This window comes from Bacillus sp. YBWC18 (assembly GCF_002998775.1).
Classification (GTDB): Bacteria; Bacillota; Bacilli; order Bacillales; family Bacillaceae; genus Bacillus.
The window spans coordinates 1-23,263 of record NZ_PVRI01000005.1 but is presented as its reverse complement, the minus strand read 5'-3'; the positions used below and the strand labels follow the sequence as shown (position 1 = coordinate 23,263).

The following is a 23,263-nucleotide window of genomic DNA, read 5'->3' as shown; positions in this document are numbered from 1 at the left end:
GTAGTATAACATACTTCACGAGTCGTCACATAGAACAAAAGAAAAGGAAGGATTTGTTTTTCACTCAAAAACAAAAAGCCAGAGGTGCCCCCGGCTTTTCACTCACCTTGATGACGCTTTTTTAATACTTTTAATACCTCATCAAGCGGCAATTGCTGTTCACGTAATAACACAAGCAGATGATACAGGAGATCGGCTGTTTCCCACTTCAATTCTTCTTGATCCCGGTTTTTCGCTGCAATGATGACCTCTGACGCTTCTTCCCCTACCTTTTTTAGGATTTTATCGACCCCTTTTTCAAATAGATAGGTTGTATAAGCGCCTTCTGGCATTTCTGTCTGACGTTTTGCAATCACCTGTTCAAGTTCATTTAAAATCGCAAAACGATCCTGCTCTTCCGTTTGAAGCTTCACGCCTTCTTCCGAAAAGCAGCTATAGCTGCCAGTATGGCAGGCTGGTCCACTTGGTGTGACAAGAACAAGCAGAGCATCTTTGTCACAGTCATATCGAATGGATGTGACTCGCTGAGTATGTCCAGATGTGGCGCCTTTGTGCCAAAGCTCGTTTCTCGACCGGCTGTAAAACCATGTTTCCCCTGTCTCCAGTGTTTTTTCATAGGATTCTTGATTCATATACGCCAATGTCAATACTTCCTTACTTTGAGCATCCTGTACAATTGCAGGTATCAGGCCTGCCTCATTAAAGGATAATTCGTTTGCCTGTTTCATCTGACCTTCACCCCGTGTTCTCTCAAGTATGTTTTTACCTCTTGAATTGAAGTCTCTTTATAATGGAAAATGGAGGCTGCTAATGCTGCATCAGCTTCTCCTTTTGTAAATGCCTCCAGCATATGCTGGGCATTGCCAGCGCCTCCCGAGGCAATGACAGGCACGGTGACGGCTTCTGACACAAGCTTTGTTAATCGATGATCAAAGCCTGTTTTCTCACCGTCGGCATCCATACTTGTCAGTAAAATCTCTCCTGCTCCCCTCAGCACGGCTTCTTTTGCCCAATCGCTGACCTCTATATCCGTTTGACGGCGCCCTCCGTGTGTGTAGACCATGTACTCTTTTTTCTCTTCATCGTACTTTGCATCTATTGCGACGACGATGCACTGGGAACCAAAGAAATCGGCGCCTTCTGAAATCAGTTCTGGTCTTAACACTGCCGCTGTGTTCACAGATACTTTGTCTGCACCCGCTCTTAATATGCGCTTCATGTCATCAAGGTGGTTAATCCCGCCGCCTACCGTAAAAGGGATGGCAAGAGTGGACGCCACTTGCTTGACCACATCCACCATCGTTTTCCGGCCTTCATGAGAGGCAGAAATATCAAGAAAGACGAGTTCATCCGCCCCTTCCTCATCATACATCTGCGCTAATTCTACCGGATCACCAGCATCCTTTAAGCCGAGGAATTGCACCCCTTTGACCACACGCCCTTCCTTCACATCGAGACATGGAATGATTCGTTTTGTCATCATACGCGGTCAAGCCCCTCAATTGCTTCAGCTAAAGTAAACCGCTTCGTGTAAAGGGCCTTTCCAATGATCGCACCAGAAACACCTGACTGTTTTTGTGCTGACAGCTTTTGAAGATCAGCTAGCGCGCTTACACCACCTGAAGCAATGACTTGTTTGCCGGTAGCTTCCGCTAAGCGAACTGTACTTTCCACATTGGGTCCAGACAGCATGCCATCCATTTGAATATCCGTGAAAATAAAGACCTCCGCACCTTCCTTTGCCAATTCTTTGCCGAGTTCCTCCGCCTTCACTTTCGACGTTTCAAGCCACCCCTCAGTCGATACAAAGCCATTTCGCGCATCGATCCCAATCGCTATTTTCTCCCCATATTGCGCCAGCATTTTTTTCACAAAGGCGGGATTAGAAACAGCGGAGCTGCCAAGGATGACTCTAGCTACACCATTGTTTATATAAAAGGCAACGTCTTCTTCTGTCCGAATGCCGCCGCCAATTTGTACATTCACATCTAAGGATGAAGCAATCGCCAGTACATGCTCATGATTGACGCGATTCCCTGCTTTCGCACCATCTAGGTCAACGAGATGAATCCACTTTGCTCCTTCATTTGCAAACCGCGCAGCCATATCGAGCGGCGAATCTCCATAAATGGTTTCTTGATCATAATCTCCTTGCACAAGCCGTACACATTTGCCATTTCTCATATCAATCGCTGGATACAATGTAAATTCACTCATTTGTTCACCCTCTGTTCGTTTGCTAATTGAATAAATTGTTTGAGCAGCGCCATTCCCGTTGTACTGCTTTTTTCAGGGTGAAACTGTGCGCCAAGCACATTCCCCTTGCCGACAACTGCTGGTACTTGAACGCCATAATCCGCACTTGCTAATTGCTCTTTTGGATTCATATCACTTACATAATAAGAGTGAACAAAGTACGCAAATCCTTCCGGTACACCATCAAACAATGGGGAGGGCTGATGAAATGTGAGCTCATTCCACCCCATATGAGGCACCTTCAGCCTTTGCCCATCCTGGTCGCGATCCTTTAAAAGAACGACACGCCCTTTTAACAGCCCCAAACCTTTCGTACGTCCTGCCTCTTCACTTTCTTCAAATAACAGCTGCATCCCGAGACAAATACCAAATAGCAGCTTTCCTTCCTGCACAACTTGGTGGATAAACTCTTCAAGTCCTGTCTGTTTTAACAGCTGCATCGCATCACGAAACGAACCGACCCCAGGCAAAATATAAGCATCTGCCTTTTTGAGCTCCTCCACATCAGAGGAGACGATATAACTGGCACCTGCTCGTTCCAGTGCTTTTGATACGCTGAACAAATTTCCCATTCCGTAATCAATGACTCCGATCATTAGAGCATCCCCTTTGTCGAAGGAATCCCTTTCACACGTGGATCAATGGTTGTTGCCTCATCTAGGGCACGTGCCATCGCTTTAAAAATGGCTTCAATCATATGGTGCGTATTGGTTCCGTAGTGAACAATCACATGAAGATTTATACGAGCTTCTAGCGCAAACTTCCAAAGAAACTCATGCACGAGCTCTGTATCAAAGGTACCGACCTTTTGACTTGGAAAGGCCGCTCTCATTTCCAAATGAGGGCGATTGCTTAAGTCGACCACGACCTGGGCAAGCGTTTCATCCATCGGAACAAAGCTGGAGCCATACCGCTTAATTCCCTTTTTATCACCTAACGCTTCCTTAAACATTTGCCCAAGCACGATGCCGATATCTTCTGTTGTGTGGTGATCATCAACATCCGTATCTCCTTTCGCATCGACGGTCAAATTAAAGTGTCCATGCTTCGTAAATAAATCAAGCATGTGTGTCATAAAAGGGACATCTGTTTGAATATCTGCTTTTCCTTCCCCATCAATCTCTAACGCTAACGAAATATTCGTTTCATTTGTTTGTCTCGCTGTTTCCGCCTGTCTCATGACGATTCCTCCCGCTTTCTCGATTCAATCGACCTTGCATGTGCTTCGAGCCCTTCTAATCTGGCAAAAGCCGCAATGCTATCCCTGTGTGTCTCAAAGGCTTCTTGACTATATGAAATAATGCTCGTTTTCTTTTGAAAATCGGTCACACCAAGCGGGCTGGAGAATCTAGCCGTTCCGTTGGTTGGCAGCACGTGATTTGGTCCTGCAAAATAATCTCCCACCGGCTCAGGGCTATAACGCCCTAAAAAAATCGCCCCTGCATGCTTGATTTGACCAAGAAGTGATTCTGGATATGCTGTCAGCACTTCTAAATGCTCTGGCGCTAACTGGTTGACGACGTCTACTGCACGATCCATGGAATCTGTCACGTATATACGGCCATGATTTTGTATGGATTGTGCGGCGATTGATTTTCTTGGCAAGGTATCCAGCTGCGTTTTCATCTCAGCCTGCACGTTTTCAGCAAGTGTCTTAGACGGTGTCACCAAAATACTAGATGCCAGTGCATCATGCTCTGCCTGCGAAAGTAAATCGGCCGCCACCTCACGTGCCATTGCTGTATCGTCTGCTAGAACCGCAATTTCACTTGGACCGGCAATCATATCAATGTCTACCTGGCCAAATACTTCCCGCTTTGCCAGCGCTACATATATGTTGCCTGGACCTGTGATTTTATCAACAGACTGGATGCTTTCTGTTCCATAGGCAAGTGCCGCAATCGCCTGCGCACCGCCCATTTTATACATCTCAGAAATACCGAGCTCCTTTGCAGCAGCCAGTACAGCGTCTGAGAGATGGCCATCTTTCCCTGGAGGTGTGACAAGGACAATTCGTTCAACACCAGCGACAAGCGCCGGAATCACATTCATTAAAACAGATGAGGGATAAGCAGCTGTTCCGCCGGGGACATACACACCGACTGCATCGAGCGGTGTCACCTTTTGTCCAAGCATCGAGCCATCCTGCTGGTGATAAAACCAAGAGGATGTCAGCTGACGCTCATGGTATGTGCGAATATGACGGATAGCCGTTTGGATCACCTGAATCATGGCTGGGTCCATGCGTTCGGAGGCTTTTGTCATTTCCTCCTCTGTGACAAGCGGATCTTCAAGCAGCACTCCATCAAATTGCTTTGTAAAAGATTGTACCGCTTGATCACCATTTAGCCTCACTTCTTGTATAATCCGCTGAACAGCCAGGCGCTGCTCTTCCGTGCCTGTATCTAAAGTCCGCTTGAGTGAGAGTGTCTCTGTCTCACCTTCTTGTATGTAGGTGATGTTCATGATGTTTCCTCCCCTTCAATGATTCTTGCAAGGCGCTGCGCCATTTCATCGATCACCGCATCCTTCATCCGATAGCTCACAGGATTGACAATAAACCGTGACGTAATATCACAAATATGCTCCGTTTCAACAAGTCCATTTTCCTTGAGTGTTTGACCTGTAGAGACAATGTCAACAATACGATCGGCAAGTCCGATGAGCGGTGCTAATTCAATGGAACCATTCAGCTTAATGATCTCCACCTGCTCCCCTTGTTCTCTAAAATAGGAAGATGCGACATTTGGGTACTTTGTTGCCACACGCGGCGCGACACCGCCCCAGCTGGCTCCCGGTAATCCGGCAACCGCTAAATGGCATTTGCTGATGTTTAAATCGAGCACTTCGTACACATCACGAGCTTCTTCGAGCATGACATCCTTCCCTGCAATGCCAACATCCGCTACACCGTGCTCGACATAAGTTGTCACATCCATTGGCTTCGCTAAAATAAAGCGGAGGTTTTCTTCCGGTACATCAATGATTAACTTTCTTGAATCCTCGAATTCCTCTGGCAGCTGATATCCCGCCTGTCTTAACAACCCAGCTGCTTCTTCAAATATCCGGCCCTTTGGCATCGCCATCGTCAACACTTTACCCATTTGACTCTCCCTTTCTAGCGCCGATAAAATAAGTCACCTGCTCAAATGCCTTGGTCATCGAGTCAATATTTTCAATCCCTGCTAAGTCTTGCAAGACGATCTTTTTCCCTTTTGACCGCTCCTTTTCTGCAAAAGCAAAAGCCTCCAGTCGTTGTTCTTTACTAAAAATCACTGCCTCCTGCGGCTCATTGATTTCTTTTGCATCAAGCGCTTCAAGCAGACGGTCTAATCGAAGTCCGAATCCTGTAGCTGGTGCAGGTGCATCAAAATGAGCCAGCAATTGGTCATATCTGCCGCCACTTCCGATGACTGACCCAACATGATCTGCAAATACTTCAAACAAAATGCCCGTGTAGTAGCTCATATGACTCACCATGCTTAAATCTAAACGGATATATTCTGTACAGCCGTAATCTTCAAGTGTTTCCCAAAGCGATTTTAACTGTGTGAGCACCTCTTTTCCCTCTTGTGAAACGACGATTTCCTTTGCCCGCTCTGTGACTTCCTGGCCGCCTCTTAACTCTAAAAGCTGTAACAGCCTCGTTTTATCGATGGAGGAGAGTGGCAATTGCTTCACATGCTGGCGGTATCCTACATAATTCTTTTCATATAAGAATCGGCGGAGGACGTTTGCACGCTCTGTATTTCCCAATACATCTACAAATAACGTCTCTGCTAAAGCGACATGCCCGATCGCGATTTTGAAGGACTTTAGCCCGGCATTTTTTAATGCAAATACGACAAGCGCGATCACTTCAGCATCTGCACTAATCGACCCATCACCAATCAACTCAATTCCGACCTGCTCAAATTCTGATGGCCTTCCGCCTTCTCTTTCCTGCGCCCGGAACACATTGTCCGCATACCCAACGCGAAGCGGATACGCCTGTTCATGAAGCTTTGAAGCCGCCACTCTCGCAATAGGTCCCGTCATATCAGGTCTGAGTACAAGGGTTTGCCCGTTCTGATCTAAAAGCTTAAAGAGCTGTGTATCTGTAATCGCCGATTGAACACCGACTGTATCGTAAAATTCAAGCGTTGGTGTCTCCATCAAACGGTAACCCCAGCCATTCATGACCTCTGTTAATGAATGTCTCACTTTTTTCTTCGTCTCATACAATCCTGGTAATGAATCCCGCATACCATATGGTTTCTCAAACATAAACATGCTCTTCTGCACCTCCAACACATTAAAACAAAAAATTCCGAATCCTTTAGTTCGCTAATATGATAATATGCTAACAAAATAAAGTAATTAAATCAATCATTTTTATTTTCTCTCTATTTTCATGAAAAATTTGTGGAATTATTACATTCAAGTGACACCTGTCCCTTTTCTGCATGTTTGATAAAAGAACGTGCTATAATACTTAAAAATATTGAATAACCCAGGAGATTACAGTGAAGTTCATCCAGACATTAATCTTAACTTTGTTGTGCGCATGCCTTGTTTATTTCGGCTTTATATACGTGACACAAATCGACCAAGTCAAGAAGGCAGCTTCACCACACGAAGCAGCCAAAGAAAAAGAAAACGATACGGCACTCGCAGCTGAAGAAACACGATCAACGAAAAAAACAGACAACACATATTCTTCTTTAAAAGGAAGTAAAAAAGCCATGGACGTCATCCTCTACAATCAAATGGATGCCCCAAAGCTTTATAATGGATGCGAAGTCACAAGCTTAGCGATGCTTCTTCATTACAGCGGCTATGAGCAAGTGACGAAAGACGCATTGGCAAATGAAATCAAACGTGTTCCGCTCAATTATGAAAATGGCTTAAAAGGAGACCCGCATGACGGGTTTGTAGGCGATATGGAGAATGGACCAGGTCTTGGTGTTTACCATGAACCTATTTATCAGCTTGCGAAAAAATATGCGGGCGCTCAAGTCGTCGATTTAAGTGGAAAACCTGTCAAAAAGGCCATCTATCAATCACTTGAAAAAGGGTATCCTGTTTGGGTGATTACCACATCCACCTTCGACAAAATAGATAACATCGAAACATGGAATACACCAAATGGCAAAATAGATGTGAGCTTTAATATGCATAGCGTGGTCATCACGGGCTATGACAAGGAACATGTCTACCTAAATAACCCATACGGTGAAAAGAATCAAAAAGTCGATCGCGATCAGTTTGAGGATTCTTGGGAACAGATGGGCCGGCAGGCGATTATCATTAAAGCGTAGAACACCTTTCTCATTGAAAACATGAAAAAACATCCTCTAGCCGTATAGAGGATGTTTTTTTCATGATGATCTTTCTAGTATTTCCTTCAGGCGGTCTTCAAGCTTTGCAGCTGTCATTACTCCTCCGCCTACAGTGAAGTATTCAACCTTTTTTAGTAAAAATGAAAGATAATTCTTGATCGTTAGACTTCTCACTCATCGTTTTTAGCGGCAGTGAAACGACTTATTCTGCTTCAGATACAACGGTAAAACGTTCTCCAACATGGGCAGCCTGCTCAATTTCATCGACAAGGGCAATGGCGTAGTCGGCATAGCTCACATAGCTGTCACCTTTAGAATTGACAATCAGCTGGTCTTTCCCTTTCACATAAGAACCTGTGCGTTTGCCTGCTGGGTCAAAGAATGCAGCAGGGCTGAGGAAAGTCCATTTTAATCCTTCGGTCTGTTGAAGATCTTTTAGGTTTTCACCTTGCTGTGAAGCAGTCGCCACATACTCCTTTGGAAATTCTGGTGTATCAACAAGTCTTGTTGTTTGAGCCTCATCAACAAATAGACTGCCTGCTCCGCCCACAACGATTAAACGCGTATCGGGTACCTCTTTCAAAATATCAATAAGCTTTTTCCCAGCCTCTACGTGAAGGTGCTCTTGTCCAGCAGGTGCACCAAATGCATTGACGATGACATCAAAGCCTTTGATGTCTTCTGCTTGTAAATGAAACACATCCTTCTCGATAACAGCTACGGATGAATCTGTCACCTTTTGTGCATCTCGAACGATCGCTGTCACTTCATGTCCTCTAGATTGAGCCTCTTTTACAATTTCCTGTCCTGCTTTACCTGTAGCGCCAATAATACCAATCTTCATATGAATTCCTCCTGTAAAATGATTTTATTTGATAAACAAAAGGTGTAACCAATTCGGTTACAATAGAGGTAAAAAAAATTGAATAATCATCCAATTTTTTTGATTAACACCTGCGTTAGTTCACTTAATTTGATCTCAGCAAGCACTTGCTCCATCGCACTTTGAGCGCGGCACAAAATTAACTCAAGCACAGCCTGAATATTTGCACCGATCGGACAGTCAGGATTTGGGCTTTCATGGATTTGAAACAACTCTCCCTCATCCACGACTTCAACCGCTTTATACACATCAAGCAGCGTGATGTCGTCTTCACTGCGGTTCAACTGAGAACCACCTTTGCCAAGACTCGTTGAGATTAGGCCTGCTTTTTTTAATTTACTCATAATGCGGCGGATGACCACTGGGTTTGTATTCACACTTCCCGCGATACCCTCCGATGTCTGTAATGATCCTTTTTCAAGTGATAGCAAGGCCAGAATATGGACAGCGACAGTAAATCTGCTGCTGATTTTCATGTTTTCTCACCTCTGTTGTAATCATTATAGTTACACCATAACATATTGTCAACAAAAAAGTCTGCCGAGCTACTCAGCAGACGTAGATTGACGTGCTTTCATTTCTTCTTTCGTATAAATCATGCGCATTGGATTTCCTCCAACAAATGAGCCTGCTGGAACATCCTTATGAACAAGTGTACCAGCCGATACGATCGCCCCATCCCCAATGGTTACACCAGGTAAAATGGTTGAATTGGCTCCAATTAAGACTTCATCACCAATATAGACTTCCCCAAGTCTGTATTCTTTAATCAAATACTCATGGGACAAGATGGTCGTGTTATAGCCAATCACACTATTTCGACCGACCGTGATTTTCTCAGGAAACATGAGATCCACCATGACCATTAAGGCAAACGCTGTATCCTCGCCGACCTTCATACGAAGAAAGGTTCGGTATATCCAATTTTTCATTCCCATAAAAGGCGTGTACCGTGCTATTTGAATGAAAATAAAGTTTTTCACCACTTTGAAAAAGGGAACCGTCCGATAGACTTGTCGTAACGAATTGACCCCTTTTACAGGATAACGATCTGTTTTTCTCAACTCAATCAGCTCCAACAATCGCCAGGAGATCACTCATTTTCTTCAACATGAAATCAGGGCGATGCTTTAAAAGGGCCTCTTCTCCCTTAATCGTCCAAGCAACACCTGCTGTTTTTGTCCCTGCCGCTTGACCAGACAAAATATCGTGATAATTATCGCCGACCATCACCGCTTCATGCGGATCACTGCCAAGCTTGGATAATGCCAGCTGGACAGGTTCTGGATGCGGCTTCTCATTTTGGACATCATCGAGCGTCACAATCACCTCAAAGAATGGCTCTAAACCTGTCAGCTTCAAACCCATTAAAACCGTATCACGTATCTTTGTTGTGACTATCCCAAGTTTAAATCCTCGATCCTGCAGCTCTTTTAATGTGTCTAAAACAGTCTCATATTCAGTCACAAGCAGATCATGCTGTTCATGATTAAACGTTCGGTACATCTGAATCATGTCATCCGTCAGATCAGGGTCCATCGCAGAGAATGTATCAAACAATGATGGACCAATGAAATGAAGGATCTCTTCACGGCTGTACTGACCAGGATAATAATGATCAAGCGTATGTTGAAATGAAGCAATAATTAATTCATTCGTATTGATTAATGTGCCATCTAAATCAAATAGCACGGTGTTAATAGTTGATTCGTTCATATGGCTTCCTTTCTAACAGCTGCAAGCTCCCGCTTCCGCCAAATATAGCTAATGGCAGCTGTTAATAAAATAGCAGATATCAGACGGATGACAAGAAGCGGCCACACAGGAATCCCAAGTGGAATAAATATCAGCGTATCTTCGACCACTGCATGGCAGGCAACAAGGAAAATGAAAGCAAGGGTTAAATCCTTTTTACTCACGCCGTCCTCTTCCACTGCCTTCATCATCACGCCGGCTCCGTATGCCAGACCGATGGTTAATCCAGCTACCATTGTCATCGACGTATTTTCTTTCATTCCAAGCATTCTCGTAAATGGAGACAGCCACTTAGACAGCGTATGGAGCCATCCTAAATCTCTCATGAATTGAATGATGATCATGAGAGGGATGACGATACAGGCGAGCTGGAGCACACCGAGTACGGCTTTTTGTAAAGCGAGAAGGACAATCATGTACCAGCTGGAAGGCACATCAGCCATCTGAGCTGCCGTCAGCAGTCCATATTGTGCCGGCTCCTGGCCTCCCTGCCAAACGAGATGAATGACAATAGCCGAAATAACAGCAAGGCTGATTCTGACCAGCAAAATGACAGACACTCTGAGTCCAACCTTTGCTGCCACTGTCGATTCGATGATCAGGTTATGGCAAAAGGACAGCATCACGGCCAAAATGAACACTTCCTTCACAGGAAGATCTAGTGTCAGAATGGCTGCTATGCCTGCATACAAGTTCAGCACATTTCCTAATACAAGCGGAATGGCCGCTTCTCCTGAAAGACCAAACAACCCCATAAATGGCCGTATGAATTGTATGATCCAATTCATAACAGGCGTATGCTGCAAGATACTGACGAGAATGGTAACCGGAAAGATGACTTTTCCAAGTGTCCAAGTTGTCGATAGCCCTGCTTTTAAGCCGTTTTTCCATGTCTCTCCCATCTCTTCTGATCCCCCCTGCTTAATTCGATGAGTTGTTCTCTTTATACGGAATCGATGCGTATCCTTTCATTCTTCTAAAGATCATCAGCAGAACAGCCACTGCAAAAATGGCAATCGAAATCATTTGAGCGATTCGTAGATGTTCTGTCAGCATCAAGCTGTCCGTTCTCATCCCTTCAATGAAGAAACGACCGATTGAATACCAGATTAAATAAGACAAGAAGATTTCGCCTCTGCGCAGCGATGTTCTGCGTAATAAAATCAAGATCACAACACCGGCAAGATTCCATAATGATTCGTATAAGAACGTTGGGTGATAATAGGTCCCATCAATATACATTTGATTAATGATAAACTCTGGCAGATGCAAATTCTCTAAAAAGGCTCTTGAAACCGCCTCACCATGCGCTTCCTGATTAATAAAGTTCCCCCAGCGACCAATCGCCTGCCCTAGTAAAATACTAGGTGCTGCTACATCGGCTATTTTCCAAAAGGATACCTTTTTCACTTTTGTAAAGACGATCGCTGTCAGCACAGCACCTATCAGCCCGCCGTGAATAGCAATTCCGCCATTCCAAATCTTAATGATTTCATTTGGATGCTGCTGATAGTAATCCCATTCGAAGGATACATAATAAATTCGTGCACTAATAATGGCTATTGGAATGGCAAATAAGATTAAGTCAATAAACGTATCTTTATTGATTCCTCTCTTCTCACATTCTCTCAGTGCAAGCCAGAGTCCCAGCAAGGCTCCGACCCCAATGATCACACCATACCAATGAACCGAAAGAGGTCCGAGCTGAAAAGCAATCGGATCAATTGGCTGAATCGCTTCGTTCATATAGACAACTCCTATTCATCCTGGCCATTGTCTTCAATGACATCGGCAAGTTTACTTGTAAATTGTTCCGCCGCATTATGTCCCATGCGTTTTAACCTGAAGTTCATCGCAGCCACCTCAATGATGACCGCTAAGTTTCTTCCTGGCCGGACAGGGATGGTCAGCTTCGGTACATCTGTATCGATGATTCGCATCTTTTCTTCTTCAAGTCCTAAACGATCGTACTGTTTGCCTTGTTCCCAAAGCTCAAGGTTCATTACAATCGTAATTCTCTTATAGCTTCTGACAGCCCCTGCTCCAAATAAGGTCATCACATTAATGATGCCTAATCCACGGATTTCTAAAAGATGTTCAATCAGCTCTGGTGCGCTTCCAACTAACGTATCCTGATCCTCTTGACGGATTTCCACGCAATCGTCTGCGACCAGCCTGTGTCCCCTCTTCACTAGTTCTAAGGCTGTTTCACTTTTTCCTACTCCGCTTTTTCCAATTAACAATACACCTACACCATATACATCTACGAGCACGCCATGAATCGCGGTCGTTGGTGCAAGCTTACTTTCTAAAAAGTTGGTCAACCGACTCGAAAGTCTTGTCGTTTTTAGGCTTGATCGTAACACAGGCACGCCATTTTCATTTGAAGCTTCAATTAATTCCTTCGGCACTTCACGATCTCGTGACAAAATAATTGCAGGGGTAATATCTGTACAAAGAGACATCATTCTCTGCTTTCGTTCACGTTCTGGGAGTTGTTCAAAAAAAGAAAGCTCTGTTTTCCCTAAAAGTTGAACTCTTTCTTTTGGGTAATATGTAAAATAACCAGCCATTTCAATACCTGGTCTGGAAAGATCACTGATTGTAATGGGACGATTAATCCCTTCTTCCCCACTTACCAGTTCAAGATGAAATTGTTCCATTATGTCCTTCGTACGAACTTTCGGCACGCTTCTTCCTCCTTTTATCACAGGCGATTCAGAAATACAGCTCTATTTTATCACTTTCAATGATGATCCCAAAACAGTATTTTATCCTGATCCTGTTTCACCTGCTTCACTGGTATAGACAACTATACTTAAAAAGGGTAAACTAAGTCAAAGACAATGACTAAAGGGGGCACAATCATGAGCAGCTCTTTATTGCTCTCCAATATTCATATTGTGACAAAGACTGAAATGATTGCAAACGGTTTTGTCGGTTTACGCGACGGCAAGATTGACTATATTTCAACATCACCACCGACAGGAAATTATGAAAAAGTATATATTTCCCGGGAAAACTTTTATTTACTTCCCGGAATGATTGATATTCACATCCATGGCGGATATGGAGCAGACATGATGGATGCGACATCAGAAGCCATGAATACACTCGCTGACAACTTACCATCAGAAGGAACGACAAGTTTTTTAGCAACAACCATCACTCAAAACCATCATGAGATAGAGCAAGCACTTAAAAATGTCTCTCAGTGGAAACATTATAATGAAGAACAAGCAGGCGTTCAGGCACAATGTTTAGGTATCCATCTTGAAGGTCCTTTTATTTCTAAAGATAAAGCAGGAGCACAGCCCGTTCAATGGATAAAGCAGCCCGATCGCCCTCTTTTTGAAAAATGGCTGGATGCTTCTGAACAGCTTATTCGAATCGTCACGTTTGCACCTGAGGAAGACCCTGACTTTGCTTTTCTTTCCTTGTTGCAAGAAAAAAACATTATTCCTTCTATTGGACATACGAATGCCCATCATGACATGATTGAATTAGCAGCAAAGCATGGTGCACGCCATGTCACGCATCTTTATAATGCACTGAGTTCGTTTCAGCATCGTGAACCAAACGCTGTAGGGGCTGCTCTTACGAACGAGAATCTTCATACTGAGCTGATTACAGATGGGATTCACTCCCATCCACTTTCCATCAAGCTTGCGTATTTGGCAAAAGGAAGTGATCGTTTGATCATGATTACAGATTCGATGCGCGCAAAAGGACTCGGAAATGGGACGTACGAATTTGGCGGTCAAACAGTCACAGTCAGCGGCGAAAAAGCGTTACTCTCAGATGGTACACTTGCAGGATCGATTCTGAGAATGAAAGATGGCGTCAAACGGATGAAACAGATTACACATTGTGAATGGACAGAGATAGCGAAGATGACCTCAACCAATGCAGCCATTCAGCTAGGACTTGACCAGCAGCTTGGTTCTATCGAAGTTGGAAAACAAGCAGACCTTGTGATTTGGGATGAGTCTGGCGAACTAATGATGACGATCTGCCGTGGACAAATCGTCTTTGAGAAAAAGGAGGCCAACCACTAATGAAGATCATCGAATTTGAAGATAAAGAACAATTAGGAAAAGAAGCAGCAGCCCTTATCGCACGCACAATCGCTTCTAAACCAGATGCAGTACTTGGCCTAGCAACGGGCGGTACACCTCTTGATACATATCAAGAGTTAATTCACCTTCATCAAGCACACCAATTGTCTTTCAAACAAACAAAAACAGTCAATTTAGATGAATATGCAGGACTTGATCCAGATCATGAAAATAGTTATATGACCTACATGAAACGTCATTTATTTGATCATATTGATCTCCCTCAGGATCAGTATTTCCTTCCAAATGGCGCTGCACCTGTTTTAGAAAAAGAATGCTTAAGATATGATCAGCTCATTCAAGATATAGGCGGCATCGATCTTCAGCTTCTTGGAATCGGTCAAAATGGACATATCGGGTTTAACGAGCCCGGTACCCCATTTAACTCAAAGACTCATGTCGTGCAACTAGATGAAAACACCCGGCAGGCCAATGCAAGATACTTTTCTTCTATTGATAAGGTGCCTACACATGCCATTACCATGGGCATTGCAAGCATTCTTTCAAGTAAAAAGATTCTCCTTCTTGCATCAGGAAAATCAAAAGCGAAAGTGATACAATATTTAGAACAGACTGATATACATCCAGACTTCCCAGCATCTGCTCTGAAACTTCATGAAGATGTGACGATTTTGATTGATCGAGAAGCTGGTTCACTACGCTAAAGCTAAACACGAGAGGATTTTCACATGTTTATTGATAAGCAGTCACCTATTCCGATGTACCATCAGATTATGGAGAACTTGAAAAAACAGATTGAGGATGGAACATTAGCACCTGATACACTCATTCCTTCTGAAAGAGAATATGCCGAACGCTTTGATATAAGTCGAATGACTGTCAGACAAGCCTTATCGAACCTTGTGAACGAAGGATATTTGTATCGACAAAAAGGAAAAGGCACCTTTGTTAGCCGAAAAAAGTTTGAACAGCCGCTTCAAGGCTTAACAAGCTTTACAGAGGATATGCGCCAGCGTGGGCTTAAAGCTTCAAGCCAGCTGATTGACTTCAAAAAAACCGTATGTCCAGAGCACTTACTGCCTGTCTTACAACTGTCAAATAGCGATGCTATCTTTGAACTCAAACGGATACGCCTTGCAAATGATGAACCGATGGCGATTGAAACGAGCTATATCCCTGAAGCATTTGCAGGAGATTTAACAAAGGAACATTTAACTGGCTCTATATATGAATATATAGAGACTCAAACAGGCCTTGCAATTGCTCATGCAAAACAAGAGCTTGAAGCGAATGTAGCTTCAAAGGAAGAAGCACACGTGCTGTCTATTTCAACAGGCGATCCCGTGCTCTCAATCGCAAGAACGACTTATTTTCAGAATGACATTCCGTTTGAGTATGTTCTCTCCGTGTATAGAGGGGATCGTTACAAGCTCATTCATACAATGGAAAGATAAACAGTGCCCTCATAAAAGGAGGAGCACTGTTTTTTATTTCCTAAGAAATGTTGCTTCACGATCATCTTTTGTATGAATTTTCCATATAGGCGAAATTGCTTTTCCTTGAAAACGATCTTTTGCTACAGTGTACCAATAATAGTCTTCATTTGGCCTTAAGCCTTTCCACTCAAAGCTTGCTTTTTTGCCGCTTTTTACACCGCGTGCCTCTCCTATCAGGACATTTGTGTAGACATTAAGTTCAAAATAATTGGTTTTAACAGATTTCATTTTCGGCGTCAAATCCACATCAATTGAAAATTCATCCTGATCTCCATACGTTTTAGGATCATAGAAATGCTCTTGATTCATATAAGGTGAGTACGTCGTAAAATGAAGCTGGTTTTTTTCTTGATCGGCTGTTATCAGCCTCATAAACCCTTGTCCACCTTCAGGTCCTGACTGATAATCAGCGAGTATTTGATATACTTTCCGGTCTACTTTGCCATCCTGGTCATCGTCAAGCTCATCTACTTTCCTGCTTGCTCCGTGATAATGGCCGCTAAATACTGCCACAATATTGGGATGGCGTTTCACCACCTGATGGAAGATGAGGTCGCCAATCGGGCTGCGGTTGCCACTCACCAACAAATACTCATGGAAATTTAAAATGACGATGCGATCTGGATGCTCAGAAATCACACGGTTTAACCAATCAATTTCATCTTGCTTAATCCCCCAGCCCATGTATACCATCATATAATCATTGCCACCGGCAGAGATGAGATCATAATGACCTCGATTGTTTTGATAGGATTCACCATAGTAAGGTTTATTTGCAAAGCGTTTCTCCCCGAAATATTTCCCATATTCCGCATATAAGCCGTCCTTATGTCGAACATCATGATTTCCTGCTAAAACACCGTAAGGAATCTGATGCTCATCTAACACACGCATAAACGTATCGGCACGATGCCATTGTTTATCCTTTGAATCATCCACAATGTCACCTGTATGGAACACATATTGAATGTTTAACTTCTCCCTCTGGTCTCGGATCCACTCGACCATTTGTTTAAAGATATGAGGATAGCTCTTTGCATAATATTGTGTGTCAGACATCCAAACCATCTTATATGGCTTTTGCGCTTTGCTGATTTCATCCTGTACAAGCAAATCAAACGTATGATTCTTCATGTACTGTCTTACTGACAGCAGTCCTTTCAGGTAAAATTCTTTTTGATCTTCAGCAAAATGATGAGTGATTTTATCCCACTTTTCTTGCTGATGATTCCATGCATACATGGTCACCTTTCTCCCTGACAATGAACTCCCTTTCCACATCGCTTCGACGACATCCTTTTCACGTACATCTTGATGAACCTTGATTTGAAAACGATGATAAGGAAAACGATGTAAATCCTTCGTTTCAACTGACTTACCATCAGCAAATGCAATGCGATTCCTTTCTTGATTAGAAAAGATCATTTCTCCTTTTTCGTTAAAGCTTTTTGGCGGTTCTGTCTCCGCTGCATATTTCAAAATCTTCATTGATGGATGCAGCGATGTATATTGATAGGCACGGTAAAAGGAGTAATCCAGCTTATCATTCGTTGGATCCTTGGTGAGCACAGTTTGCTTAGACGATTTCATTTTCGTCTTATCTGCTACTCGTTCTGGTGTCTCAGGGTGTTCATGTACCGTTTTGAATTCTTTTTTCAACGTCGACATGTTCCCTGCGGCATCTTTTGCTTTAATTGTCAACGTGTGCTCACCCGGGTTTAATTCGCTAGAGGACGTCTGATATGGCAAGGAAATTGGCTTGCCATCTACATATGCCTTCATCTCCTCTATGTCACTCCAACGATCCGTTACCTTTGCTTTTAACGTAAAGGCTCCTTTATATGGATCCTTTGTTTGAACGTTGGTCTTGATTTTCGGACCTGTGTTATCGACATTCACATGTACAGATGCATGCTCGTCTGAGGTTTTGGCCTCAATCAAATGCGGCCCCTCTTTCAGCCTTCTTGTGTCCCACTTCATATAGGTTGAAACATAAACTTCTTTTGGAATTTCAAATTGAAATGTTCTTACCTTTTTGGCGTTACCGCTGTCTCCCATTTTCCATTCTTTTTGCGGCTTTGCATTGATTGGAGGAATTTGTGTTCCATTCGACAGGATCATCCGGACGTTTTTTAATTCATAATCATCGTGATTCTCTCCAGGCAGCCGATCTACTGGAGAAGACTTCGTTCCAGCATGGAAGGAGATCGTTTGGAGACCTGCTTTTTTCATCTCTGCTTCTGGTATTGGCATTGTATAGGTACGATACACTTTTGTCGAATCATCAAAAATAGAAAGTAAGTGCTTACCTATGGACACACCATTTTTAAAATATAAATTTGTCCCTTTGACATCAAATGCGATATATGGATCTGCTTCAAGGGCAGAAAATACTTGCTGATTCCGCTTTCCATCTATCAATAATTCAATGCTTTTTTTCCGATCAGACGTTGCCTTTAATGGAAATAATCCTGAAACCGTATCTCCTTCTTCTACATTAAATCGAAGGCCGTGGGCTTTGCTAACCTGCTCCACATCAATCATTTTTTTCATCGTCATTGCTGTATTTTCGCCGTCTGACGCTTCAAGCTGATATTCCAATTGTTCTTTACCAATCAACTCAGGTGAATAAATAATATGATGAAATAACCGGTCGTTATGATCTTTTTGAAGCAGTATTTCCTTGAAATCATCTTTCCGATTTGTTCGATAGCGAAGCTTGACAGTTTTGACGGCCTGATCATCCTGTACATCCGCTTTAATCTCTATGCTTTCAGTTGGTTTCACTGGTTTCCTCACTGTCATATCTTCAATCACAGGTTTATGGATATCTTGAGACATTTCTTTTTTCTCAGATGGAATTTGTGCTTTTAGCACTTTTCCAGGCGTAGGCTCTTCTTCAATTTTCGAGATCAGCTTCATTTGCGAAGTACCGTCCATTGGATATTTAAACAGCAAAGATTTATGCTCACTAAACCATGATGGCTTCAAACGAAATGCTGCTGAAGAAATCTCCTCCCCTATATTTGTTGTGATTGAAACAAGACGAGATTTAGAGTTGGACAGCCCTTTGCTCTCGATGACAGATACAAGCTCTCCCTCTTTTAATTGACTTTTGTACATGGCATTGAAGTCCGCTACAGTTAAATGCTCCTGCCCTTTTTTCCTCAGCCAGAAAACATAAGGTTTTCCAGGTGAAATGGTGACTGGATTTGCGTGAAAGGAATACACATCATCCATTTCAGTTCCTTGTGCAGGATTGCGGTAGCGAAGTTGATAATGTTTAAGAGAGATTGGCTCATGTGTCGTGTTATACACCTCGATAAATTCAAATGCATCTTTGCCTTTGCGATTCTTTGAATTGACGACAATTTCCGTGATGACTAAGTCCGGAATGCGAGAAAGATCCTCTTCAAATCCATTTAAGTGGACAGATTGTTCTGCCGTTTTGATCACGGACTTTTGCGTAAGAAACTCTGTATAGTAACGAACGGTTGAATTCCATAATTGATCTGGCGGAATTTTCGCTGTAAATTCTGGCTTCATACCTGGTAACCGTTCCATTGGAAGCAAACGGTACCCCAGTTCATCACTTTGTTTATAGTACAAGTTCGCAGACAAAATTTGTTCCGGATCCGTAATAGACGCACGAAACTGGAGATCACGGCTTTTTTCCCCTAGAACTGGACGGACATCCACATGAAATCGATCAAAGATAAAAGGAGAAAAAGGCTTGTCCGGTATATTAACTTGTGTTTGAATAAAAGGCCCTGCTGAAGCAGGCTGATTGAAACAAAAAAGAATGATAAAAAAACATAAAAGCATGATTTGTCTGCTCACGTTCACCATCGTGCACCGCCTCCTTCGGATATTGTGTCTCCTGAAGGAAGTTTTTATGTCAGATGAAACGGAGAAACGATACAAAATGGTACAAAAAAACCGTTAGCTTTTTTTCGCTAACGGCTCCACAATTCCTTTTTGTATCAACAGATGGAAAATGGATAAAATGACAGCCATCCAAATGGCCGTTCCAAACCCATCAATGTTAAAACTATCACCCATAAAGCTCGATGTCATCATCAATGTGATGGCATTAATCACAAACAAGAACAATCCTAGTGAAAGGACGGTTACTGGAAGCGTTAAAATGATCAAAAACGGCTTCACTAAAATATTGAGCAAGGATAAAATGATACTTGCGACAATGGCTGCCCCAAACCCTTCAATATATACGCTTCCGAGCCCTGGCAGAATGCCTGAATCAAAATATCCAGCAATGACGATTAAAAGTAATGCATTTACTAAAATACTGACGATCCATCTAAGCATTTATTTAGTGCCTTCTTCCGGAACAACAAAATACCAGATGAAGTAGACCAGGAAGATAGGCATAAATGCTGTCAAAAATCCGATGATGACTGTTAAAATGCGAAGCAGGGATGCATCGACACTTAAGTATTCGGCAAGTCCACCAACAACACCCGCTATTTTTTTATCTGTTGCTGAACGATAAAGCTTCTTCATGTAGAATCACTCCTTGTCTGATTGGTGCTTTATTTGAATTGAACCTGTTTTTGTTTCTGCAAAAATGGATATACTGTTCACTGCCTGTTGATTGGCTTTGATCATTTTCTCTTTTTGTAATGTTTCATTTTTCTCTTTAATCATCTCTGCATCAAGCAAATCATGAGAAATAGACCCAAGATTGCTTTTCAGTTCAGCGGTCACTGCACACGCACGCGGGATCTGGACGTCCACACTGCCTGTTGTCGTTTTCGCATAAATGGAACGGCACTTTTCATCCGACAGCTGAACAGCAATGTTTCCGTTAAAGCTTTGGGCATCAATTGATTCACTTTTCCCGCGCAGGTCAATGAGCCCATTGATGGTTTCTACTTCAATCATACCACACTCGTGATCCGCCAGTTTAATTTGTCCGTTTGCTGTTTCAATTCCGACCTTTTCTGCCTGTAACGAGGCAAAAGAGACAACACCATTGGTGGTTTTCGCAGCAAGTTCTTTTGTCTTTAGCTTTTCCCCGCGAATCGGACCATTAAACAGTTTAACCTTGATTTTATCGTATTGGATACGAGGTACATATAAAGTGACATTGACTTTCATCGTCTTCTTTTCGGTCCGTATAAAAAATTTATCCCCTTCCAGGCCGCAGTCCAATTGATTGAGAAATTGCTGTCTTGCCTGCTCTCCATCCTCTGCACGGTAGATTTTCGCATGGCACTCTGCACGAATATCCCCATCGTCCCAAGGCATCACATTGAGACTGCCGTTCGCCAATTGAATATCTAAATGAGAGAGCGTGGCGTCTTTGAACTGAAAAATGTGCTCAACGTCGACCGACTGTCCAAAGTTTAAATCAAGATCTACGTCTTTCACCTTTTTCACCGCAGAATCTAACCAGCCAAACAGCTTTGCACCAAGATTTTCAGTACCAGTTCCTTTGCTCTCTGTGCCAGCTTTTTCTTCATGAAAGGTGTGATCAGCTGTAGACTTTTCTAATGAAACAGACTGACTTTCTTCTAGTTTTTCAAGCAGCGTAATCGCTTCTTTTGCCGATAATGTCCCGTCTTCTACTAATTTTAAAATACGTTCTTTTTCATTCATACAAAGCCCTCCTACGATTTGATGGATTGAAGTACTTTAATACCTTGAATGATATTCCAAATGACAGAGATCAAAAAGCCAATGGCGACTAAAAAGGACAAGATGAGCATCGTGATCACTGGAATAAGTGAGTCACTTGCCTGTGTCGCCAATAAAAATGGGATAGATCCAAAAACCAGTATCACGCACGCTGCGACTGGCAAAAGATGTGACCACAATGCCCGCATCGCGTGCCGTTTCGTTTCCTTTTGATCAACTACAAAATATGCCACGATCGGTACAATAAACGGCATAAAAAATACACTAAAATAACAAATAGATGCAATGATCGACTGATCTCTATTCATATATTCGCTCCTTCATGATGAAAATTCCTTTCTAACTCATACGTTTATTGCGTATCAAAAGTTTCAAAATCATTCGAATTACATATGACCTTAGACACAAATTATATCTTTTTGCACCTAAGTATAGATTCTTCACGGATTACCCTTTAAAATATGTTGAAAAGATGGTGATTATCATTATAGGGGGTAATTATTTTGACAGATCATCATAATACTAACCACACGGCTCAAACGCTTTTAGACCTTATACAGAAACAGAAAAGCATGAACAGCGATATGATCAGGGAGCTTGAGACCATTCATCCGTCTCATCCAAAGTATGGTGATATCCGTTATTTAAAAGTACTGCTCGACAGCAGCAGCACCCATATTTTAAAGGATTTAACGCAACTCAGTCATTTAATGCCAAAGGAAGATGCGCAATAAAAGAAAACCCCTCTTAACGAGGGGTCAGATTGTAGAGAAACTCATGTTTTTCTACAATCTTTTTTATTTTCAGCGTAATTATGATGGATGAGATTTAATGAAAAAGGCCTCCCACACACCTAGCCTAGCTTCGCTAGGTGTGTGGCAATCTTCTTCATGTTCTGACACGCAGCTGTGAGAAGCACTTGCTCACTCACATTCTGCTTTCCCCTCAACCGGCAGTAGCGAAGCCCATGCAGTTGTTTTGAATCTGCAAAGCTTCGCTCTATTTTTTCTTTTCTTTTTTTATATAGCTCTTTTCCAGAGGCAGACAGACGATTTTGTCTGATCTTTTCTTTGTGTTCCTCCCATACATGTCTTGAGATCACTTTTTGATGATTTTTCGATCTTGTACAGCTCTCAAGGAAAGGGCACGATACGCATTTTTCAGGCTCTGATTTGTAGAACCTATAACCTTTTCGATCAGTTGTTGTATATAATAGCTTCTCACCATTTGGGCATATGTAATGATCATGTTCAGAGTCATACTGAAATTTCCACTTCTCAAATAATCCTCTTGTTGGATGAAAGCGTCTATGTGCGATGACACCAAAAATACGGCGATCCGATAAACCTTTACAGATTGGGGTTGTCAAATAACCAGAATCAAGGGCAACAGCTTCTACTTGAAAACCAAATCGGGCGATTTGGTGATCTAATCGATCAAGATACGGAACAGAATCATGGATATTGCCGGGCGTGACATGGGCATCCGTGATGATATTGTACTTCATATCCGTTGTACGGTGGTCTAGGTAGAAAAAGCCTTCCGGTTTATTTTCACGATAAAGATAGCCACTTTCAGGGTCAGTCATACTTTGGCGAATGTCTTTTCTCGTTTTCACCTCCTCTTTTACCTTTAAGGGCTTTTTTCCGTGTGCCACCCGATCTTCTTGGATCGCTTCTTCTAAATCATTTATATAGTTCTGGGTATCTTGTTCAATCGTTTTTCTCGTATATTTATGTTTATTGGCATTGGCTTTAAGATGAGTTGAATCAGTAAAAAGAACGCGGCCTCCTACCATATCATGATTGATGG

Annotated in this window: 26 protein-coding genes; 5 read left to right on the top strand and 21 right to left on the bottom strand. The window is 42.7% G+C overall.

Annotated features, from left to right (window positions below):
• Window positions 1–98: 98 nt before the first annotated feature.
• Genes hisIE through C6348_RS13835 form a run of 8 tightly spaced genes read right to left on the bottom strand, consistent with a single transcriptional unit; the run spans window position 99 to window position 6,528 of the window.
• The gene (gene hisIE / locus C6348_RS13870) at window positions 99–728 is read right to left on the bottom strand and encodes a bifunctional phosphoribosyl-AMP cyclohydrolase/phosphoribosyl-ATP diphosphatase HisIE (RefSeq protein WP_034660080.1); all 630 of its coding nucleotides are present in this window, start codon (window positions 726–728) and stop codon (window positions 99–101) included.
• The gene (gene hisF / locus C6348_RS13865) at window positions 725–1,483 is read right to left on the bottom strand and encodes an imidazole glycerol phosphate synthase subunit HisF (RefSeq protein WP_060597354.1); all 759 of its coding nucleotides are present in this window, start codon (window positions 1,481–1,483) and stop codon (window positions 725–727) included. Before hisF ends, hisIE begins: the two co-directional genes overlap by 4 nt.
• On the bottom strand, window positions 1,480–2,217 hold the full coding sequence (gene hisA / locus C6348_RS13860; RefSeq protein WP_106030536.1) for a 1-(5-phosphoribosyl)-5-[(5-phosphoribosylamino)methylideneamino]imidazole-4-carboxamide isomerase: 738 nt from the start codon (window positions 2,215–2,217) through the stop codon (window positions 1,480–1,482). The genes hisF and hisA overlap by 4 nt, the downstream gene beginning before the upstream one ends.
• The gene (hisH, locus tag C6348_RS13855; RefSeq protein WP_034660083.1) at window positions 2,214–2,852 is read right to left on the bottom strand and encodes an imidazole glycerol phosphate synthase subunit HisH; all 639 of its coding nucleotides are present in this window, start codon (window positions 2,850–2,852) and stop codon (window positions 2,214–2,216) included. Before hisH ends, hisA begins: the two co-directional genes overlap by 4 nt.
• Window positions 2,852–3,436: an imidazoleglycerol-phosphate dehydratase HisB gene (gene hisB / locus C6348_RS13850; protein WP_034660084.1), complete on the bottom strand. Its 585-nt coding sequence runs from the start codon at window positions 3,434–3,436 to the stop codon at window positions 2,852–2,854. Before hisB ends, hisH begins: the two co-directional genes overlap by 1 nt.
• Window positions 3,433–4,722 carry a histidinol dehydrogenase gene (gene hisD / locus C6348_RS13845; protein WP_106043540.1) on the bottom strand — a complete coding sequence of 430 codons (1,290 nt, stop codon included), beginning with the start codon at window positions 4,720–4,722 and terminating at the stop codon, window positions 3,433–3,435. The genes hisB and hisD overlap by 4 nt, the downstream gene beginning before the upstream one ends.
• Window positions 4,719–5,360: an ATP phosphoribosyltransferase gene (gene hisG / locus C6348_RS13840; protein ID WP_003213329.1), complete on the bottom strand. Its 642-nt coding sequence runs from the start codon at window positions 5,358–5,360 to the stop codon at window positions 4,719–4,721. The genes hisD and hisG overlap by 4 nt, the downstream gene beginning before the upstream one ends.
• Window positions 5,353–6,528, bottom strand: coding sequence for an ATP phosphoribosyltransferase regulatory subunit (locus C6348_RS13835; RefSeq protein ID WP_106043539.1), 1,176 nt, complete (start codon window positions 6,526–6,528; stop codon window positions 5,353–5,355). Before C6348_RS13835 ends, hisG begins: the two co-directional genes overlap by 8 nt.
• 233 nt (window positions 6,529–6,761) lie before the next feature.
• On the opposite strand from C6348_RS13835, the gene C6348_RS13830 reads away from it, so the two are divergent.
• Window positions 6,762–7,556 carry a C39 family peptidase gene (locus C6348_RS13830; protein WP_034660087.1) on the top strand — a complete coding sequence of 265 codons (795 nt, stop codon included), beginning with the start codon at window positions 6,762–6,764 and terminating at the stop codon, window positions 7,554–7,556.
• Window positions 7,557–7,779: 223 nt separating this feature from the next.
• Here C6348_RS13830 and C6348_RS13825 read toward each other — a convergent pair whose 3' ends face one another.
• The 7 genes from C6348_RS13825 to hprK form a co-directional block, all read right to left on the bottom strand.
• The gene (locus tag C6348_RS13825) at window positions 7,780–8,421 is read right to left on the bottom strand and encodes an NAD(P)-dependent oxidoreductase (RefSeq protein ID WP_095285751.1); all 642 of its coding nucleotides are present in this window, start codon (window positions 8,419–8,421) and stop codon (window positions 7,780–7,782) included.
• Window positions 8,422–8,507: 86 nt separating this feature from the next.
• A complete protein-coding gene (locus C6348_RS13820; protein WP_106043538.1) occupies window positions 8,508–8,936 on the bottom strand; it encodes an Rrf2 family transcriptional regulator in 429 nt (142 codons plus the stop codon).
• A gap of 69 nt (window positions 8,937–9,005) precedes the next feature.
• Window positions 9,006–9,524, bottom strand: coding sequence for an acyltransferase (locus C6348_RS13815; RefSeq protein WP_060597361.1), 519 nt, complete (start codon window positions 9,522–9,524; stop codon window positions 9,006–9,008).
• 1 nt (window position 9,525) lies between these two features.
• Complete coding sequence (gene ppaX / locus C6348_RS13810; protein ID WP_106043537.1) at window positions 9,526–10,176, bottom strand: pyrophosphatase PpaX; 651 nt, start codon at window positions 10,174–10,176, stop codon at window positions 9,526–9,528.
• Window positions 10,173–11,117, bottom strand: a complete 945-nt coding sequence (locus tag C6348_RS13805; RefSeq protein WP_106043536.1) for a nucleoside recognition domain-containing protein — start codon at window positions 11,115–11,117, stop codon at window positions 10,173–10,175. The genes ppaX and C6348_RS13805 overlap by 4 nt, the downstream gene beginning before the upstream one ends.
• Window positions 11,118–11,136: 19 nt before the next feature.
• Window positions 11,137–11,961: a prolipoprotein diacylglyceryl transferase gene (lgt, locus tag C6348_RS13800; protein WP_095285749.1), complete on the bottom strand. Its 825-nt coding sequence runs from the start codon at window positions 11,959–11,961 to the stop codon at window positions 11,137–11,139.
• 11 nt (window positions 11,962–11,972) lie between these two features.
• Window positions 11,973–12,905 carry an HPr(Ser) kinase/phosphatase gene (hprK, locus tag C6348_RS13795; protein ID WP_003212943.1) on the bottom strand — a complete coding sequence of 311 codons (933 nt, stop codon included), beginning with the start codon at window positions 12,903–12,905 and terminating at the stop codon, window positions 11,973–11,975.
• Window positions 12,906–13,082: 177 nt separating this feature from the next.
• Here hprK and nagA point away from each other — a divergent pair, with 177 nt between their 5' ends.
• Genes nagA through C6348_RS13780 form a run of 3 tightly spaced genes read left to right on the top strand, consistent with a single transcriptional unit; the run spans window position 13,083 to window position 15,748 of the window.
• Window positions 13,083–14,273, top strand: a complete 1,191-nt coding sequence (gene nagA / locus C6348_RS13790; RefSeq protein ID WP_106043535.1) for an N-acetylglucosamine-6-phosphate deacetylase — start codon at window positions 13,083–13,085, stop codon at window positions 14,271–14,273.
• The gene (gene nagB, locus C6348_RS13785; RefSeq protein WP_106043534.1) at window positions 14,273–14,998 is read left to right on the top strand and encodes a glucosamine-6-phosphate deaminase; all 726 of its coding nucleotides are present in this window, start codon (window positions 14,273–14,275) and stop codon (window positions 14,996–14,998) included. The genes nagA and nagB overlap by 1 nt, the downstream gene beginning before the upstream one ends.
• 24 nt (window positions 14,999–15,022) lie before the next feature.
• A complete protein-coding gene (locus C6348_RS13780; RefSeq protein ID WP_066031698.1) occupies window positions 15,023–15,748 on the top strand; it encodes a GntR family transcriptional regulator in 726 nt (241 codons plus the stop codon).
• A gap of 33 nt (window positions 15,749–15,781) precedes the next feature.
• Here the strand turns inward: C6348_RS13780 and C6348_RS13775 are convergent, their stop codons facing one another.
• From C6348_RS13775 to C6348_RS13755, 5 genes are all read right to left on the bottom strand, one after another.
• Window positions 15,782–19,639, bottom strand: a complete 3,858-nt coding sequence (locus C6348_RS13775; RefSeq protein WP_106043533.1) for a lamin tail domain-containing metallophosphoesterase family protein — start codon at window positions 19,637–19,639, stop codon at window positions 15,782–15,784.
• 93 nt (window positions 19,640–19,732) lie between these two features.
• Complete coding sequence (locus C6348_RS13770; protein ID WP_024423577.1) at window positions 19,733–20,119, bottom strand: phage holin family protein; 387 nt, start codon at window positions 20,117–20,119, stop codon at window positions 19,733–19,735.
• Window positions 20,120–20,314, bottom strand: a complete 195-nt coding sequence (locus C6348_RS13765) for a PspC domain-containing protein (RefSeq protein WP_034660102.1) — start codon at window positions 20,312–20,314, stop codon at window positions 20,120–20,122.
• Window positions 20,315–20,320: 6 nt separating this feature from the next.
• Window positions 20,321–21,412 (bottom strand): DUF4097 family beta strand repeat-containing protein, encoded by a 1,092-nt coding sequence (locus C6348_RS13760; protein ID WP_106043532.1) that lies wholly within the window; start codon window positions 21,410–21,412, stop codon window positions 20,321–20,323.
• 11 nt (window positions 21,413–21,423) lie between these two features.
• Window positions 21,424–21,759, bottom strand: coding sequence for a magnetosome magnetite crystal formation protein family (locus C6348_RS13755; RefSeq protein WP_034660105.1), 336 nt, complete (start codon window positions 21,757–21,759; stop codon window positions 21,424–21,426).
• A 195-nt stretch (window positions 21,760–21,954) separates the two neighbouring features.
• On the opposite strand from C6348_RS13755, the gene C6348_RS13750 reads away from it, so the two are divergent.
• Window positions 21,955–22,185: a hypothetical protein gene (locus C6348_RS13750; RefSeq protein ID WP_034660106.1), complete on the top strand. Its 231-nt coding sequence runs from the start codon at window positions 21,955–21,957 to the stop codon at window positions 22,183–22,185.
• A gap of 119 nt (window positions 22,186–22,304) precedes the next feature.
• Here the strand turns inward: C6348_RS13750 and C6348_RS13745 are convergent.
• Window positions 22,305–23,263, bottom strand: a 959-nt coding sequence (locus tag C6348_RS13745) for an IS1182 family transposase (protein WP_106043531.1), incomplete at its 5' end; no start/stop codon positions are given.

Coding starts and splice junctions, on each gene's coding strand:
- hisIE (WP_034660080.1), bottom strand. CDS start 728: ATGAAACAGGCAAACGAATTATCCTTTAATGAGGCAGGCCTGATACCT.
- hisF (WP_060597354.1), bottom strand. CDS start 1,483: ATGATGACAAAACGAATCATTCCATGTCTCGATGTGAAGGAAGGGCGT.
- hisA (WP_106030536.1), bottom strand. CDS start 2,217: ATGAGTGAATTTACATTGTATCCAGCGATTGATATGAGAAATGGCAAA.
- hisH (WP_034660083.1), bottom strand. CDS start 2,852: ATGATCGGAGTCATTGATTACGGAATGGGAAATTTGTTCAGCGTATCA.
- hisB (WP_034660084.1), bottom strand. CDS start 3,436: ATGAGACAGGCGGAAACAGCGAGACAAACAAATGAAACGAATATTTCG.
- hisD (WP_106043540.1), bottom strand. CDS start 4,722: ATGAACATCACCTACATACAAGAAGGTGAGACAGAGACACTCTCACTC.
- hisG (WP_003213329.1), bottom strand. CDS start 5,360: ATGGGTAAAGTGTTGACGATGGCGATGCCAAAGGGCCGGATATTTGAA.
- C6348_RS13835 (WP_106043539.1), bottom strand. CDS start 6,528: ATGTTTATGTTTGAGAAACCATATGGTATGCGGGATTCATTACCAGGA.
- C6348_RS13825 (WP_095285751.1), bottom strand. CDS start 8,421: ATGAAGATTGGTATTATTGGCGCTACAGGTAAAGCAGGACAGGAAATT.
- C6348_RS13820 (WP_106043538.1), bottom strand. CDS start 8,936: ATGAAAATCAGCAGCAGATTTACTGTCGCTGTCCATATTCTGGCCTTG.
- ppaX (WP_106043537.1), bottom strand. CDS start 10,176: ATGAACGAATCAACTATTAACACCGTGCTATTTGATTTAGATGGCACA.
- C6348_RS13805 (WP_106043536.1), bottom strand. CDS start 11,117: ATGGGAGAGACATGGAAAAACGGCTTAAAAGCAGGGCTATCGACAACT.
- lgt (WP_095285749.1), bottom strand. CDS start 11,961: ATGAACGAAGCGATTCAGCCAATTGATCCGATTGCTTTTCAGCTCGGA.
- nagA (WP_106043535.1), top strand. CDS start 13,083: ATGAGCAGCTCTTTATTGCTCTCCAATATTCATATTGTGACAAAGACT.
- nagB (WP_106043534.1), top strand. CDS start 14,273: ATGAAGATCATCGAATTTGAAGATAAAGAACAATTAGGAAAAGAAGCA.
- C6348_RS13780 (WP_066031698.1), top strand. CDS start 15,023: ATGTTTATTGATAAGCAGTCACCTATTCCGATGTACCATCAGATTATG.
- C6348_RS13775 (WP_106043533.1), bottom strand. CDS start 19,639: ATGGTGAACGTGAGCAGACAAATCATGCTTTTATGTTTTTTTATCATT.
- C6348_RS13770 (WP_024423577.1), bottom strand. CDS start 20,119: ATGCTTAGATGGATCGTCAGTATTTTAGTAAATGCATTACTTTTAATC.
- C6348_RS13765 (WP_034660102.1), bottom strand. CDS start 20,314: ATGAAGAAGCTTTATCGTTCAGCAACAGATAAAAAAATAGCGGGTGTT.
- C6348_RS13760 (WP_106043532.1), bottom strand. CDS start 21,412: ATGAATGAAAAAGAACGTATTTTAAAATTAGTAGAAGACGGGACATTA.
- C6348_RS13755 (WP_034660105.1), bottom strand. CDS start 21,759: ATGAATAGAGATCAGTCGATCATTGCATCTATTTGTTATTTTAGTGTA.